Source organism: Desulfovibrio faecalis, assembly GCF_053570625.1.
In genome coordinates, this window is the sequence record NZ_JBRBQR010000001.1 from 782,640 (window position 1) to 797,270 (window position 14,631).

Annotated in this window: 16 protein-coding genes; 9 read left to right on the forward strand and 7 right to left on the reverse strand. The window is 58.5% G+C overall.

The window, feature by feature from the left end:
- Nucleotides 1–16 precede the first annotated feature (16 nt).
- Complete coding sequence (locus ACUZ79_RS03435) at nucleotides 17–730, forward strand: DUF268 domain-containing protein (protein WP_449250705.1); 714 nt, start codon at nucleotides 17–19, stop codon at nucleotides 728–730.
- Nucleotides 731–852: 122 nt separating this feature from the next.
- On the opposite strand, the gene fliR is transcribed toward ACUZ79_RS03435, so the two are convergent.
- Nucleotides 853–1,644, reverse strand: a complete 792-nt coding sequence (fliR, locus tag ACUZ79_RS03440; protein WP_240823572.1) for a flagellar biosynthetic protein FliR — start codon at nucleotides 1,642–1,644, stop codon at nucleotides 853–855.
- A gap of 205 nt (nucleotides 1,645–1,849) precedes the next feature.
- Here fliR and ACUZ79_RS03445 point away from each other — a divergent pair, with 205 nt between their 5' ends.
- Nucleotides 1,850–2,767 carry a nitroreductase family protein gene (locus tag ACUZ79_RS03445; protein WP_449250706.1) on the forward strand — a complete coding sequence of 306 codons (918 nt, stop codon included), beginning with the start codon at nucleotides 1,850–1,852 and terminating at the stop codon, nucleotides 2,765–2,767.
- Nucleotides 2,768–2,859: 92 nt separating this feature from the next.
- On the opposite strand, the gene ACUZ79_RS03450 is transcribed toward ACUZ79_RS03445, so the two are convergent.
- Complete coding sequence (locus ACUZ79_RS03450; RefSeq protein WP_240823574.1) at nucleotides 2,860–3,813, reverse strand: chemotaxis protein; 954 nt, start codon at nucleotides 3,811–3,813, stop codon at nucleotides 2,860–2,862.
- 123 nt (nucleotides 3,814–3,936) lie between these two features.
- On the reverse strand, nucleotides 3,937–4,614 hold the full coding sequence (gene nth, locus ACUZ79_RS03455; protein ID WP_449250707.1) for an endonuclease III: 678 nt from the start codon (nucleotides 4,612–4,614) through the stop codon (nucleotides 3,937–3,939).
- A 161-nt stretch (nucleotides 4,615–4,775) separates the two neighbouring features.
- On the opposite strand from nth, the gene cutA reads away from it, so the two are divergent.
- From cutA to ACUZ79_RS03480, 5 genes are read left to right on the forward strand one after another with little or no spacing between them, the layout of a single operon-like run.
- Nucleotides 4,776–5,120: a divalent-cation tolerance protein CutA gene (gene cutA / locus ACUZ79_RS03460; RefSeq protein ID WP_449250708.1), complete on the forward strand. Its 345-nt coding sequence runs from the start codon at nucleotides 4,776–4,778 to the stop codon at nucleotides 5,118–5,120.
- A gap of 35 nt (nucleotides 5,121–5,155) precedes the next feature.
- Nucleotides 5,156–6,109: a carbohydrate kinase family protein gene (locus ACUZ79_RS03465; protein WP_240823577.1), complete on the forward strand. Its 954-nt coding sequence runs from the start codon at nucleotides 5,156–5,158 to the stop codon at nucleotides 6,107–6,109.
- Nucleotides 6,110–6,166: 57 nt separating this feature from the next.
- Nucleotides 6,167–6,625 (forward strand): VOC family protein, encoded by a 459-nt coding sequence (locus ACUZ79_RS03470; RefSeq protein WP_449250709.1) that lies wholly within the window; start codon nucleotides 6,167–6,169, stop codon nucleotides 6,623–6,625.
- A gap of 13 nt (nucleotides 6,626–6,638) precedes the next feature.
- Nucleotides 6,639–7,067, forward strand: a complete 429-nt coding sequence (locus tag ACUZ79_RS03475; protein ID WP_240823579.1) for a DMT family transporter — start codon at nucleotides 6,639–6,641, stop codon at nucleotides 7,065–7,067.
- A 56-nt stretch (nucleotides 7,068–7,123) separates the two neighbouring features.
- Nucleotides 7,124–7,594: a YbaK/EbsC family protein gene (locus tag ACUZ79_RS03480; RefSeq protein WP_449250710.1), complete on the forward strand. Its 471-nt coding sequence runs from the start codon at nucleotides 7,124–7,126 to the stop codon at nucleotides 7,592–7,594.
- Between the two features lie 154 nt (nucleotides 7,595–7,748).
- Here ACUZ79_RS03480 and ACUZ79_RS03485 read toward each other — a convergent pair whose 3' ends face one another.
- The gene (locus ACUZ79_RS03485; RefSeq protein WP_240823581.1) at nucleotides 7,749–8,123 is read right to left on the reverse strand and encodes a DUF134 domain-containing protein; all 375 of its coding nucleotides are present in this window, start codon (nucleotides 8,121–8,123) and stop codon (nucleotides 7,749–7,751) included.
- A gap of 84 nt (nucleotides 8,124–8,207) precedes the next feature.
- Entirely contained in the window at nucleotides 8,208–8,621 is a 414-nt protein-coding gene (locus tag ACUZ79_RS03490; RefSeq protein ID WP_449250711.1) for a DUF5320 domain-containing protein, read from the reverse strand.
- Between the two features lie 150 nt (nucleotides 8,622–8,771).
- Between ACUZ79_RS03490 and ACUZ79_RS03495 the strand changes: the two genes are divergently transcribed.
- Entirely contained in the window at nucleotides 8,772–9,608 is an 837-nt protein-coding gene (locus ACUZ79_RS03495) for a P-loop NTPase (RefSeq protein WP_411329826.1), read from the forward strand.
- Nucleotides 9,609–9,785: 177 nt separating this feature from the next.
- Nucleotides 9,786–11,219 (forward strand): aldehyde dehydrogenase, encoded by a 1,434-nt coding sequence (gene aldA, locus ACUZ79_RS03500; protein WP_449250712.1) that lies wholly within the window; start codon nucleotides 9,786–9,788, stop codon nucleotides 11,217–11,219.
- 81 nt (nucleotides 11,220–11,300) lie between these two features.
- Here aldA and ACUZ79_RS03505 read toward each other — a convergent pair whose 3' ends face one another.
- Together ACUZ79_RS03505 and ACUZ79_RS03510 are read right to left on the reverse strand one after the other, a co-directional pair.
- On the reverse strand, nucleotides 11,301–11,648 hold the full coding sequence (locus ACUZ79_RS03505; protein WP_240823585.1) for a cupin domain-containing protein: 348 nt from the start codon (nucleotides 11,646–11,648) through the stop codon (nucleotides 11,301–11,303).
- A gap of 140 nt (nucleotides 11,649–11,788) precedes the next feature.
- Complete coding sequence (locus ACUZ79_RS03510; protein ID WP_449250713.1) at nucleotides 11,789–14,551, reverse strand: mechanosensitive ion channel domain-containing protein; 2,763 nt, start codon at nucleotides 14,549–14,551, stop codon at nucleotides 11,789–11,791.
- Between the last annotated feature and the right edge of the window lie 80 nt (nucleotides 14,552–14,631).

Below are 14,631 nucleotides of genomic sequence, written 5' to 3' on the forward strand. Positions count from 1 at the left end.
AGATACTGGGGGATGTGTGAAAAGTGAAGAAATGGCGCTGAAAGAACGGTTTCTTCTGCGGTTTCTGGAAGTGGCGGAGCAGCTGCAAGATGGCGGGCGTTTCCTCTGCCGCAAGGAAGATCTGCACCCCTGCCTGAATGACGCGCAGGGCACGCCCCCCTTTGACGCTCATTATATCTATCATACGGCATGGGCGGCACGCGTCCTTGCTCGCACGCGGCCTGCAAGCCATATAGACATTTCTTCGAGCCTCTATTTTGTGTCTATTGCGTCGGCCTTTGTGCCCATCACGTTTTACGACTATCGCCCTGCCCCACTTACCCTTGGCAACCTGCGCTGCAAGCGGGCCGACCTTACCAGCCTCCCCTTTGCTGACGAAAGTGTGGATTCCCTGTCGTGCATGCACGTTGTGGAGCATATTGGCCTTGAGCGCTACGGCGATCCTTTTTCCCCGCAGGGGGATATTACAGCCATGCGCGAACTGATGCGTGTTCTTGGCAAGGGGGGGCGTCTGCTCTTTGCTGTTCCCATCGGCGGGGTGGCAAAAATTCACTACAACGCCCACCGTATCTACACATACAGCGCGGTGTTAGAGGCCTTTGGTCCCCTGTGTCTTGAGGAATTCGCGCTTGTCACCGACAGGGGAGAATTCATTGCGCATGCCTCAGAAGCGGAAGCGCAGCAACAGAAGTACGGCTGCGGGTGCTTTCTTTTCAGAAAAAAGAACTAGCCTGCATGCCGCCGGAACTGGTGGGGGGGCTGGCTGCGTCACTGGGGCCTTCTGCACTGACACTTTTTGGGATAGGGGCGACAGGAGAAGCAGGGGGACTTGCTTCGATTTTTGTCTGAGGCTTACTGGTACAGGGGACTCATGGACCGCAGCAGGTTGATGAACAGGCCGTCCAGCCCCTGCACAAAGGATGCGATGCGGTCAGACATGATAACCATGAGCAGCCCCAGAAAGAAAAACCCCACCATCACCTTGATGGGGAAGCCAAATTCCATAATGGGTATCTGCGGCGAGGTGCGGGCCATGAGGCCCAGCGACACTTCAACCATGAACAGGGCCACCATGACCGGGGCTGCGATCTGCAAGGCCAGCACAAACATCTGCGAGGCCAGGTGCAGAACCTGGCGCAGCACCACTGGCCCGAGAAACAGCCCTCCCGGCGGCACAAGGTCAAATGAGGCCGCAAATCCCTTGATCATATACAAATGCCCGTCAAGGCTCAGAAAAACGAGCAGGGACACCATCCACAGAAAAAATGCCGTGACGCCCGTCTGGTTGCCGGTGAGCGGATCGGCAAAGTTGATCATGGTAAAGCCCATCTGAAAGCCCAGCAGCTCACCGCCCGCCTGAATGCCCATAAACAGAAAATTGACGGCCATGCCAAGTACCAGACCCAGCACCATCTCTCCCAGCATCATGAGCGCCACGTCAAAGGGATGCGCAGGCAGTGCGGTGGCTGGAAGCGTGAGGTGCGGCCATACGCCCAGGCAAAAGACGATGGTTATGGCCGCCTTGACCTGCGTAGGGATGTTGTTGGTGGAAAAAATGGGCAGCATGAACATGACTATGCTGACGCGCATCATGGTGAGCAGCAGGCTGAGCACGCTGGCCGGATCGTAGTTATAAACATCCATGCTGATCAATTTGCAAAAAAGTTGCCAAATATTTCGTCACGCTGCTGACGCCCGGAGGGCAAGAGTGCGGAATGATTGGAGCGGTCAGCCTGGAATGGCTGCTATGTAATGCCTGCACTGAAAGGCTCCCGGTATGGTTTGCTTGAAGCGTTCTGTCCTGCGTACTACTGTGACGCATCTCCTATCAATGCTGCAAGGGGACATTATGGCTATTCCCACATCGCGCACGCAAAGCGCGGCCACAGTCTGCATAGAAACAGCACTCTGCACTGGCTGCGGCCAGTGCGTTGCCGTGTGCAAGGATTTTGGCCTGCGGCTTGAAGGCGGCAAGGCCAGTCGTGCCCCCCAACCTCTTTTTGGCTGCGTGGGTTGCGGTCATTGCATGGCTGTATGCCCAGCCGGGGCCATAACCGTGCAGGGCCGGGCGCTTGGGCCGGAAAATATGTTTGCCTTGCCGCTCAGGGGCAGCACCGCGAATTTTGCTGCGTATTACGCCCTGCTGCGGCGGCGCAGAAGTGCGCGCGAATTCATGCCCGCCGAGGTGGAGCCGGAGCTGGTTGAACGCATCCTTGACGCAGCCCGCACTGCGCCCATGGGCGTACCACCCTCAGACGTCAATGTGCTTGTGCTGGACAGCCGGGAGAAAAACCGCGCCTTCGCCAGTGATTTTTGCGCACACCTCAAAACTCTTGGCTGGCTCACTGCCCCCTGGTTTCTCGCGTTCATGCGCCCATTCTGGGGCAAGGCCAATGACGGGCTGTTCCGCAATTTTGTGAAGCCTGCGCTGGCGGCGTTCACGTCTTCAATGGATGCGGGAAAAAATATCGTTACCTATGATGCGCCTCTGGCAATATATTTTTACGGTTCGCCCTGGGCAGACCCAGCTGATCCGCTGGTGGCCGCATCCCTTGCCATGCTGGCGGGCGAGGCTTTGGGCCTTGGCACCTGCATGATAGGTTCCATACATCCTTTGTTGCAGTGGGGCGGCAGCGCTGCGCGTTTTCGCAAACGGCATGGCATCCGCTGCAAAAGCCGCGAGGGCGTGGTCGTGCTGTTTGGATATCCGAGCATCCACTATAGCAAGGGTATTGAGCGGAGTTTTGCCTCGGTGCACAGGGCATAGACATCATTTATATAAAAAGCGCCGCAGGATATGTTCCTGCGGCGCTGGCAAATTTGAGCGTGAGCTGGTTGGAGCAAGGTTGCTCCGGCCTTTTATTTGTTCAGTTTTTCTGAAATAACTTCGCGTATGATCTTGTTCAGGCCAGGGAGGTCCGGCTTGGAAACCTGCCTGTCTGCCCCCACCTTGACGCCTTTTTCATACAGCGCATCGGTGATGAGCGAAGAGAACAGGATGATGGGCAGAGTGCTGAGGCCGGGGGTTTCACGAATTTTTGCCGTGAGCATGTGTCCGTCCATTTCCGGCATTTCAATGTCGGAAATAACCAGATGCACCACATCCGTGAGTTCCTTGCCCTTGGCCTGAGCTTCCTCACGGGTGCGCATCAAAAAATCCCAAGCGGCGCGCCCGCTGCCCACAGCCGTGACCTGAAAACCCGATTTTTCCAGCGATGACTGCATGACGTTACGCAGAGAGCTTGAATCGTCAGCCACCAGCAGGTGGAACTGTCCGGCGCCTTCAACGGGGGAGGTGTCCACCTCAACCTGCGACATGTCCAGCGTGCTGTCGAGGCTGGCGAGAATTTTTTCCATGTCCAGAATAAAAAGCACGCGATCCTGAATACGCAGAACGCCCGTGATGCTTTCGCGCGAGTATGTCTGCACGTACTGGTTCGGCGGTTCAATGCGATCCCAGGTCATGCGGTGGATGCTGGTGACGGAAGAGACCATAAACGCCGCCTGCACGCCGCTGAATTCGGTGACAATGACCTTGGTGTTTTCTTCCGTGGCCATTTCTTTGCCCAGCCATGCGGCAAGGTTCAATATGGGCAGCACCCTGCCGCGCAAATTGAACGTGCCAAGCACCGAAGGGTCGCACTTGCTGGGCACACTGGTGATATTGGGCAGTCGGATGATTTCAAGCACCTTGGCAACGTTGATGCCGTAATGCCCGCTGTAAACCTTGCCGTCCGGCTGCTTTTCATCAATGATAAATTCAATAATTTCGAGTTCGTTATTGCTAACGTTCAGCAAGCTGTTTTGCGACATGGCTTTCCATCCTGTGCTGCGGAAGGCGTGGCTTTCCACCGATATCGTGTGCTCCGTTTACGGGAACCGCTGTTGAGATGTATCGGCAGGATATGCATTCCCTTAAGGCCTTTGTTCAAAAACCTATTTGCGGCCCCTGGCGGGCTTGGCTGCCTTGGGCGGTTCACGCCGGGGGCAGAAGCTCAGCATTTCGCACGTGTCGCACAGGGGTTTGCGCGCATCGCACACTTCGCGCCCAAACCAGACCATGCGGTGGTTCACATCTCCCCATTCCTCGCGCGGAAAAAGTTTCATGAGGTCGCGCTCAATAGGTATGGGGTCGGTTTCGTCCGTCAGTCCCAGGCGGTAGGCAATGCGTTTTACATGCGTATCAACCGCAAGCCCCTCATTGATGCCGAATGCGCCAAACAGCACCACATTAGCTGTTTTGCGGGCAACGCCGGGGATGGTGACGAGGTCTTCAATGCTTTTGGGAATCTGCCCGTCAAAAACATCACGCACACGCCGCGCTGCCCCCAGCAGATTTTTGGCCTTGCTGTGAAAAAATCCTGTGGGCCGGATGACGCTTTCCAGTTCTTCCAGCGGGGCCTCTGCCAGGGCGGCAGGGGTGGGCCAGCGGCGGAACAGCTCCGGCGTAACGGTATTCACCCTGGCATCTGTGCACTGTGCCGCCAGCACGGTGGCTACCAGCAGTTCCCATGCATTTTGGGCGTCCAGATGGGTGCGCGGGTGCGGATAGCGTTTTTGCAGGGCGGCAAGAACGTTCCGGGCCGTTGCCTGTGGGGATGATTTTACGCTCATGTCTCTTTATGCCACAGGGCGCGCATGCCCGCAAGCAAGAGCACTGGCAATGAGCATGACATAGTTCTTTGCACTGGAGCCAGTGCCGCCCCCGTTTGGCCACAGTATTGCGCTATGGGTGCAGGGTTTGTTTTTTCCCCAGCTACGTGTAGCATGCCTTCATGGAACATGAGGAAATCAGCAAGGTTTTTCTGGTCTATATGACCACGCCCACCCAGGAGGAAGCGCTGACGCTCGCGCGCGCGCTGGTGCGCCTGCGGCTGGCAGCCGGGGTCAACATTGTGCCCGGCGCGCAGTCGGTTTACCGTTGGAAGGGCGAGGTGCACGAAGCCGAGGAATGCCTGCTGGTGGCCCAGGTGAGCGAAGCCGCATTGCCGTGTTTTATGGCAAAGGTGCGCGCCCTGCACAGTTATGAAGTTCCCTGCGTGGTCGCCATGCCCATTGCAGACGGCCATCAGCCTTTTTTGCGCTGGATTACAGAAAACAGTCTGCCGCCCACGGCCTGACCAACCTTCATCCGTCACGTCATCAAGAGGAAACTATGTCCATCTATGTTTCAGGATCACTGGCTTTTGACCGTATCATGACCTTCCCCGGCAGTTTTCAGGATCACATCCTGATGGACAAGCTGCACATGATCAACGTGAGCTTCATGGTGGACGGCATGGATGAACGGCGCGGCGGTTGCGCGGGCAATATTGCCTATTCTCTGGCCCTGCTTGGCGAAAAGCCCACCATTGTCGCCGCCGCAGGGCGCGACTTTGGCCCTTACGCCATTGTGCTGGAAAATATGGGGCTGCCGCTGGAAGGCATCCGTCGGGCGGAAGAAATTTTTACCGCCCTGTGCTACATCACCACCGACCTCAACAGCAACCAGATCACCGGTTTTTATCCCGGCGCCATGAGCCTCCCTGCCGACTACAGCTTCCCCGCCATTGATGCGGACAAGGACATTGCCATTATCTCCCCAGGCAATGTGGAAGACATGCGCCGCCTGCCCGGATTTTACCGCGAAAAGGGCGTTCCCTATATTTTCGACCCCGGCCAGCAGTTGCCCGTGCTCACCGGCAACGATCTGCTGGCAGCCATTGAAGGCTCCTTTGCCTGCATCACCAACGACTATGAACTGAACATGATCTGCAAGGCCACGGGCAAGAGTGAGGACGAGCTGGTGGGCCGCACCTTGTGGCTTGTGACTACTCTCGGTGCGGACGGCGCGCTGGTGCGCGGCGCAGACGGCACAGAAACGCGCATTCCTGCGGTACCTCCCCGTCAGATCCTCGACCCCACAGGCGCGGGTGACGCGCACCGCGCGGGCCTGCTCAAGGGCCTGCTGCACGGGCTTTCCATGCCCGAAGCCGCCAAGCTCGGCTCTGTGAGCGCCAGCTTCTGCCTTGAAAAAATGGGCACGCAGGAACACGAGTATTCGCCGGAAGTTTTCCGTCAGCGGTATGAGGCCGTGTTCGGCCCCCTGCCCGAAGGCATTCTGGCTTAAGCGTCAGGCCGCCCCTGCGGCAGATGCCCCCAACGGGCTGTAAACCGGGAGTAAACCATGCAGAACAAGCTTCCTGATGGTATACGGGTTCTGTTTGTGGCTGGTTTCGGCCCGGTAGTGGCCGACCCTGACGCAAGCGGCAAGCTGTACAGAAAGGTGCTGGGCCTGCCCCTGCGCCATGAAGAAGGTTACGAAGGCTATTGGCATTCCCAGTGTCTGGAGGGCGTAAAACATTTCGCCCTCTGGCCGCTGGAAAAGGCCGCGCTCTCCTGCTTTGGCGAGGAGGTCTGGCCGGAGCGTCTGCTTGTGCCGCAGGCCTGGCTAGAGCTTGATGTGGAAGATATTGTTTCCGCCACGCGCATTCTTGAGCAGAACGGCTATGAGCTGCTCCTCCGGCTGAAGGAAGAACCATGGGGGCAGACCGTCACCAGATTCCTCAGCCCGGAGGGTATCCTCATGGCTGTTACGCACACGCCCTTTTTGCGCGAGGCGGCTTCGGCGGAGGAAACGGCCTGATCAGGGAGGCGGCATGTACTACATTGCGCTGGTGGTATTTGCGGGCTGTATTGTGGCCCTGCAACCTCCCATCAACGCGGCCTTGAGCCGCACGGTGGGGCTGCTGGAAAGCGGGCTTATTTCTTTTGCCATCGGCGCGGTTTTTCTGGCTGTCCCTGTGCTGCTGATGGGGCGGGGCAATGTGTTCCGCGTATTTGAAACCCCTGTATGGCAGTGGGCTGGCGGGGTGCTGGGCGCGTTCATGGTTGTGAGCACAACCCTGGCCGCGCCGCGTATTGGCGTGCTGGCTACGCTGGTCGCCATGATTTTTGGCAACCTTGTTATGGCGGCCATTATTGACCACAACGGCTGGTTCGGCCTCAATGCCATCCCTTTTGACTGGCGCAGAATGCTTGGGCTGGTGTTGGTGCTGGCGGGCATTGCCCTTGTGGTGCGCCGCTGATAAAGCCTGCGGCGCGCGGCAGAAGCCCCGCGTTGCAGCAAAAATAAGGGAAAGAAATGCGCGTTGATGCAGTGCGGGAGTTTTTGGCCCGTCACGGACTTGAAGAGGCATACCGGGAGTTTGAAGTTTCAAGCGCCACCGTTGATCTGGCGGCTCAGGCCATTGGCTGCGAGCCGGGGCGCATTGCCAAGAGCCTCTCCATCAGCGTCAACGACGCACCGATGGTGTTGGTGGTCATGGGCACGGCCCGGCTGGATAACCGCAAGTTCAAGGACTCCTTTCACGCCACGGCCCGTTTTATCAAGCCTGAAGATCTGGAGGCCCAGGTGGGGCATCCCATGGGCGGCGTCTGCCCCTTTGCCCTGCCCGAGGGCGTTGCCGTGTATCTGGACGAAAGCCTCAGGCGCTATGATCCTGTGTATCCGGCTGCGGGCGCGCCCAACAATGCCGCCAAGCTCACCCTGGCGGAGCTGGAGCGGATCACGGGCGGCGTGTGGGTGGACGTGTGCAAGAGTGAAGAAGCCTGATTTTTTTTGCTGATGCGCCCGTAGGATAATACTGCGTTGCGGCACGGGCCGTGCGTGAACCTGCGGGTGCAATGCCCTTTGCAGGCCGCGTCTGCGACCTCAGAGATGTTTTACCGTGTCGACAGGCAGATTGCGCTGGTCTGGTGCAGCATAATTATTGCCCAAAGCCGCCGCCTCCGCGCCGTCTATGGCAGCCGCCCACGCCGCAGCGTGTGCCGTGCCCGTCGCACAGCTCATAATCCCCGCCTTCAATGCGCAGCAGTTTGCCGTTCACCAGCGAGTCTGCCAGTTTTTTGCGAGCTTCCGCATAGATGCTCTGTACGGTGGTGCGGGCAATGCGCATTTTTTCAGCGCAGGCCTCCTGATTCATGCCCTCAAGATCAATGAGGCGCACGGCCTCATATTCATCCACGGTCATGATGACTTCCTGCCGCGCCTGCGGAGCGCTCTGGCCAAATCCCGGCAGCGGCCCAAAATTGCAGTTTTCAGGCAAACAGCAGACTTTGCGCCATTTTTTTGGTCTTGGCATGCAATCCTCTTTGGGCCGTCCGGCAATGCGCGTTCAAACTGCGCACACTGGCCGGGCGGCCTTGCTCATTCATATGCGGGTACTTTAGCCGTTATTGCCCGCCGCGTCACTGCCTGCCGCAGGGCCTGCGCCGCAGCTTTCGGCCTGACCTGCGGGGCCGTTGCCCTGCTGCATGCCACGGCCCATGCCGCGACCCATACCACGCCCTTCGCCACGGCCTGTGCCCTGGCCTGCTTCCTGCCCGTTCATGGCGCAGTTGCCGCCCCTGTTGCCGTGTCGTTGTCCGTGGCGGCAGCAGCGGCCTTGCCCCATGCTCCGTCCCATGCTCTGGCCCATATTCTGGCTTGCGTCCATTCCTTGATCTGCGGTCTGGCCTGCATCGGGCGTAGCGCCCATGCCGCGACCTGCCGCGCGGGCGGACTTGCCGCCGCACTTGCCCATACCGCGCCCTGTGCGCGAACCGTTGCCCTCCGGCCCTGTGTGATCGAAACGAGGCATGTTGCCCTCCTTGAGTTGTTGTTATTGACATATGTCATAAACAGGAGTATGTGTGTTTACGACATATGTCAATAACAAAAAATCAGGCAAGGCCAATTTGTCTGAAAAAAATGCTTCTGAAAGCAGTTCATCTTGAGAGGGCAAAGAATCATGAGTGATTGCAATCATCAGTGCGGTTCCTGCGGCGAGCAGTGCAACGAGCGAAGCGAGGGGCAGGATGCGCAGGTGGATTTTCGCGTCAAGCCGCACCCCAAAAGTCGCGTTGGCAAGGTTATAGGCATTGTCAGCGGCAAGGGCGGCGTGGGCAAGTCGCTGGTCACATCCCTGCTGGCGGTAGCTCTGACTAAGCAGGGCAAACACTGCGCCATTCTGGATGCGGACATCACCGGACCTTCCATTCCGCGTGTGTTCGGCCTGACGGGCAAGGCCCATGTTGAGGGCGATGGCCTTGTGCCCGAGCGCAGCAAGGGCGGGGTGGACATCATGTCCATGAACCTGCTGCTGCCCGGCGATTCCGATGCCGTGCTCTGGCGCGGCCCTATCATTGCTGGCGCTGTCAAGCAGTTCTGGTCGGATGTGGTCTGGCGCGATGTGGATTACATGTTTGTGGATATGCCTCCAGGAACGGGCGATGTGCCGCTGACCGTGTTCCAGTCCCTGCCGGTGGACGGCATTGTGGTTGTGACCTCGCCGCAGGAGCTGGTGAGCATGATCGTGCAGAAAGCCATTGATATGGCGCGCCAGATGGATATTCCCATCCTTGGGTTGGTGGAGAACTATTCATATTTCAAATGCCCGGATAACAATAAGGAATACAAGATATTCGGTGAGAGCCATATTGATGCGGTGGCCCAGCGGCACGGCCTGAAGGTGCTTGCCCGCCTGCCCATTGATCCTGCCCTTGCGCAGGCCTGTGACAAGGGCGCCATCGAGGATGTTGACCAGCACTTTATGGACGGTGCATTGGCCGTGATTTCGCGCATGTAAAATCGCGTACAGCGTAGCGCCTGTGTGGCGTCTGTTGCACATGGCCGCAAGGTGTGGGAGCCGTTGCACGGCTGGTCCCGCCTTGCGGCCATGCGTGTTTGCTGAATACGCAAAAAAGGGAGTATCTTTACCTTTGCTGCCATGTGTGCCTATGCTTGCCCAAACCAAGGAGCAACCATGCGTACATACCAACAATTCATCAACGGCAAATTGGTTTCCCCTACAGGCTTTGCAATGATTGAGGTGGAGAACCCCTCCACTGGCAAAATAATGGCCCAGACGCCCAACGGCGGGCGTGAAGACGGGCTGGCGGCTCTGGCAGCCGCGCACAGGGCACAGGATGCCTGGGCTGCGCTTCCGGCGGTGGCCCGCGCCGGATACCTAAAAAAAATGGCGGATCTTATCCGCAAGCACAGGCTGGAGCTTGGGCGCATCCTCGCCGAAGAACAGGCCAAAACCCACCCCCTGGCACAGGTCGAGATCGACCTCACCGCTGAGTATTTTGACTACTATGCTGGATGGGCGCGCATCTACGAGGGCGAGATCATCCAGAGCGACCGCCCGCGCGAAAATATCCTGCTGTACCGCAAGCCCATTGGCGTTGTCGCGGGCATCTGCCCGTGGAACTTCCCCTTCTTTGTCATGGCGCGCAAGGTCGCCCCCTCGCTGCTCGTGGGCTGCACCACGGTTATCAAACCCAGCAGCATCGCCCCTGCCACTGTCATGCATTTTGCCAGCCTGCTGACGGAGCTGGATCTGCCCGCTGGCGTGGTCAACTTTGTCACGGGCGGCGGCAGCACCTTGGGCGAGGCCCTTTCTTCCAGTGCCATGACAGATATGGTCAGCCTGACAGGCAGCGTGGAGGCCGGGCAGCGCATCATTGCCGCTGGCGCGCAGAACATCACCAAGGTTTCGCTGGAACTGGGCGGCAAGGCCCCGGCCATTGTTTGCGCCGATGCGGATATGGATCTGGCGGTCAAGGCCGTCACGGCCTCGCGCACAGTGTTCAGCGGGCAGGTGTGCAACTGCGCGGAACGCCTCTACGTGCACGAAAGCGTGGCCGACATGTTCGCCGAAAAACTGGCGACTGCCTTTGCCGCAGTGCGGCTGGGCAATCCTTTTGACGATCCGGCCCCGGACATGTGCAGCCAGATCAGCGCCGAGCATCTTGAAAAGATCAGCGGCATGGTCAAGCGCGCGGAAGCGGACGGCGCGGAAGCAGTTGTCGGCGGCGCGCCCGCAGACCGGGATTCCGGCTACTTCTACACGCCTACTTTGCTGCGCAACTGCAGACAGGACATGGAAATCGTGCGCAACGAAGTGTTTGGCCCTGTGCTGCCCATGATGACTTTTCACGATCTGGATGAAGCCCTGGCCCTTGCCAACGACTGCGACTACGGCCTGACGTCCTCCATCTACACCACCAACGTATCCACGGCCATGGAAGCGGTGAACCGCCTGAAGTTTGGCGAGACCTACGTGAACCGCGAAAACTTCGAGGCCATGCAGGGCTTCCATGCCGGCTGGCGCAAGTCGGGCATTGGCGGCGCGGACGGCAAGCACGGTCTTATGGAATACCTCCAGACTCATGTGGCCTATATTCAATATTAACAAATAATTGCAGATATGCTGAAACAAACGAGGCCCCTCATTGAGGGGCCTCGTTTGTTTCATATCAGGAATCGGCTTTGCTTACTTGGTGAACAGAATCAGCGCTACCATCTTGAGATCCGTGGAGCCGGTATTGAGCAGGGCGTGGCTTTCGCCATCGTTGCACACGGTCACGTCGCCAGCCTTGACGGGGGCTTCAACGCCGTTGTCGTTGTACATGCCTTCGCCTTCAAGGATGTAGTATATCTCGATTTCGCCGTTGTGCTTGTGGTTGCCCACGGCACAGCCGGGCTTGAGAGTGCCGATGTTGAACAGACGGCCTTTGCCAGCCAGCCCGTTCTCATTGACGATCTTGGTAAAGTGGACGGCGCCCGGCCCGCCAAAAAGTTCCTTTTCAAAGCATTCCAGAGCGTCAGCGCGGTTGATCATGGTATTCTCCTGTGGTTCGGGCGCGGATGCGCCGGTTAAAACTGGGCTGCAAGAGCGCGTTTCCTTGTTTTGCAAGGCCCGCCTGCAATGCCCGCGTGATAACCGGGCATTGCTGCGGCGATCATTCGCGCGGAAAGCGCTTAGTTGTTGTTCTCGTCATCGTCCCCGTCATCGGGGGCAGCGGCTGGCGCATTTTTGGCGTCCGGCTTGCCCTTGGCTCCGGCAGACAGCACCTTGCGCGGACGGCGCGGCGCGCGTCTTTTGCTTGCGCGCGGTTCGGTCGGCGGTTGCGGTGCCCTTGTGCGCGGCGGCAGTTCCTTGATGTTCACGTCAAGCTGCGGGAAGGCAATTTCAATGCGCTGTTCGCGGAATTCACGCTCGATTTCCACGCGGATGTCCGAAGCTGTGGAAACAGATACGTCATAATCCCGCACCCAGAACTTCAGGCTGAAATCAAGCGTACTGGCCCCAAAATCCGCAAAGGCCACGCTCGGCGGCGGATATTTGAGCACGTTGCTGTTGGCGTTGGCCGTTGCCAGCAGGATTTTCATCACCGCGTTGGCATCAGAGCCATAGGCCACGCCGACCTTGATTTCCCTGCGCACGGTGCGGCTGTTGCGCGTCCAGTTGATAAGGCGGCTGGCCACAAATTCCGAGTTGGGGACAATAATCAGGGCATTGTCAAAGGTTTCCACCATTGTGGCGCGCACGCTGATTTTGCGCACTCGGCCCTGAGTGCCGCCCACTTCCACCACGTCGCCCGCCTGGAGGGTGCGGCTGAAGATCAGGATCAGACCTGACAGGAAGTTATTGACGATGGTCTGCATGCCGAAACCGATACCGACAGAAAGACCACCGGCTACCATGGCAAGGTTGCTCAGTTCCATGCCTACGGCGCGCAGGGCGAACAGGCCGAAGCAGCACCACAGCGCATAGGTAAAGGCCGTCTGCATGGGCGGAATGAGCGTGGCATCAATAGCCAGCCCCTGCTTGGGCAGGCGCGCCAGAAAGCGCGAACCCATGGCAACCGCTGTGCGCGTGAGGTAGAACATGGTGATGATAAGCAACAGGTGCACAACGTTGAACTGCGTAGCGCCCACATTGACACCGCGCAGAACATAATGCTGGAGCAGATACATGCCGCCGGGCAATGTGCCGACCCACTGCGAAACACCCACAAAGGCCGCAACCAGCACCACAGGGGCGGAGAGCGCCACGGCAAGGTGAGCAAGGGCTGCGCGCACACCTTCCTGAGGCAGCTTGTCGTTGAGGCTGCTGACAAGAGACATGCCGCCCATGCAGAGTTGCAGGGCCAGCGAGCAGGAGACAAAGAGCAGGTACAGCACCATACTGTAGATGTGCAGGCCGGCAAGGGTCAGCACAAGGCATATCCACAACACTATGGGTTCGCATTCAAGCACGCTGGTTTCCACATGCATGGGGCCAAGATCAAGCTTGGGCCTGCGGTGCTGCCGCACGATGGAAATGATGACGATGCACAGCCAGATAACCAGCACCAGAGGCTTGGTCAGCGGCAGATAAAGCAGCACGTATGAACACAGCGTTGGCTGAATGAGTATCCAGAAAGGCGGCTTTTGGCGCGGCACTTCGGGGTATTTCAGCAGGCGCAGGTCCCATGCCAGATGTATCTGGGCCACAATGAGGCACAGGTTGCCCAAGGCCAGAAACAGGCGAAAGAACTCGCCGGATGCGGACATGGAACTGCCAAGAAATGCCAGCCCCACGCACAGCCAGGGCAGACTGACGCGAAAAACATGCCGCAGGGTGCTGTTTTCGTCCTTGTCCTGCGCGGCCCAGCGGCGGTACAGCAAAACGGTGAGCACGCCGGTAAGCAGCAGTCCGAGGATAAAGCGCAGAACTGCCGTGCCCCAGCGTTCAAGCGTGACAGGAACTTCCACAGGCAGGCGCAGGATCATGCCCTGAACCGAATAGTGCATCTGCCGTCCAAAGTCGGCCCATGCATCGGGGCTGAGCCAGGGCACCGGGCTTTGCAGATAATAGTTCTTCCACAGCAGGGGGATCTGGGCGTTGATCTCTTCCTGCATCTTTTCCAGCCGCTTGATAAGCGCCAGAGCCGGGGCAAGGGCCGAATCGTACTGAGCCAGCACGGCTGTAAGGCGCAGACGGGTGAGCGCCAGCGTTTTCCCGTATTCCTGCATTTCAGGGCTAAGACTGCCATCGTGCAGGTCTTCAGGCATGCTGTCGGCCAGATAGCCCACGCGTTCCAACAGGGCCTGGGCTTCGGTGCGCGCAACCAGCACGGGGTCTAGCACCTTGCGCAGATCAAGCACTGTGGCCGTGATGCGGCGGCTGACAGCTTCGACGGGATTGGGCCAGTTTTTATACGTATTGAGCAGCACCAGCAGACGCCGCGCTTCTTCCATAAAGGGCTGAACCTTTTGGCTCAGATTGGTTGACCGCTGGGCAAAGGTATCACCCATGGCCGTGGCCTTCTGGGTAATTTCATCAAGCATGGCCTTCTGCCCGCTCCAGACCATTTCCCACGGATCACGCAGGGGCAGGGTGGCGATGGCGGGTTCTTCGTTGGTGTCAACCTTGGCCTCAGCCTTGTCGTCCGCTTTTGGGTCCGTTTTCGCGTCGGATTTGGCATCAGATTTGGCATCGGCCTTGGCGTCAGTCTTGGCGGCGGGCTTGTCGGCCTTGTCAGGTTTGTCTGTTTTATCAGGCTTGTCAGCCTTATCGCCCTTGGGGGCGTCCTGTTTGGCGGCATCTGGTTTGGCAGTGTCGGGCTTGGCAGCGTCTGCCTTGGGCGAATCCTGTTTGGCGGCGGGGGTCGGTTCCGCCGCAAATACGGCGGGAGAGGCCAGGGCACAGCACAGGGTCAATAAAAGGGCGGTTATCAGCAATTTGGGTGCGTGCATGGAATCCTCAGATTACAGTCGGTTGTCCCTGAAGGTGGATGCCCTTCCATACGTCAAGAAAGGCCGTTTGAAAAGGTCGT

Excerpts from the sequence above, each read along its gene's own strand:
- fliR (WP_240823572.1), bottom strand. The coding sequence starts at position 1,644 with ATGGATGTTTATAACTACGATCCGGCCAGCGTGCTCAGCCTGCTGCTC.
- ACUZ79_RS03445 (WP_449250706.1), top strand. The coding sequence starts at position 1,850 with ATGGCTATTCCCACATCGCGCACGCAAAGCGCGGCCACAGTCTGCATA.
- ACUZ79_RS03450 (WP_240823574.1), bottom strand. The coding sequence starts at position 3,813 with ATGTCGCAAAACAGCTTGCTGAACGTTAGCAATAACGAACTCGAAATT.
- nth (WP_449250707.1), bottom strand. The coding sequence starts at position 4,614 with ATGAGCGTAAAATCATCCCCACAGGCAACGGCCCGGAACGTTCTTGCC.
- cutA (WP_449250708.1), top strand. The coding sequence starts at position 4,776 with ATGGAACATGAGGAAATCAGCAAGGTTTTTCTGGTCTATATGACCACG.
- ACUZ79_RS03465 (WP_240823577.1), top strand. The coding sequence starts at position 5,156 with ATGTCCATCTATGTTTCAGGATCACTGGCTTTTGACCGTATCATGACC.
- ACUZ79_RS03470 (WP_449250709.1), top strand. The coding sequence starts at position 6,167 with ATGCAGAACAAGCTTCCTGATGGTATACGGGTTCTGTTTGTGGCTGGT.
- ACUZ79_RS03475 (WP_240823579.1), top strand. The coding sequence starts at position 6,639 with ATGTACTACATTGCGCTGGTGGTATTTGCGGGCTGTATTGTGGCCCTG.
- ACUZ79_RS03480 (WP_449250710.1), top strand. The coding sequence starts at position 7,124 with ATGCGCGTTGATGCAGTGCGGGAGTTTTTGGCCCGTCACGGACTTGAA.
- ACUZ79_RS03485 (WP_240823581.1), bottom strand. The coding sequence starts at position 8,123 with ATGCCAAGACCAAAAAAATGGCGCAAAGTCTGCTGTTTGCCTGAAAAC.
- ACUZ79_RS03490 (WP_449250711.1), bottom strand. The coding sequence starts at position 8,621 with ATGCCTCGTTTCGATCACACAGGGCCGGAGGGCAACGGTTCGCGCACA.
- ACUZ79_RS03495 (WP_411329826.1), top strand. The coding sequence starts at position 8,772 with ATGAGTGATTGCAATCATCAGTGCGGTTCCTGCGGCGAGCAGTGCAAC.
- aldA (WP_449250712.1), top strand. The coding sequence starts at position 9,786 with ATGCGTACATACCAACAATTCATCAACGGCAAATTGGTTTCCCCTACA.
- ACUZ79_RS03505 (WP_240823585.1), bottom strand. The coding sequence starts at position 11,648 with ATGATCAACCGCGCTGACGCTCTGGAATGCTTTGAAAAGGAACTTTTT.
- ACUZ79_RS03510 (WP_449250713.1), bottom strand. The coding sequence starts at position 14,551 with ATGCACGCACCCAAATTGCTGATAACCGCCCTTTTATTGACCCTGTGC.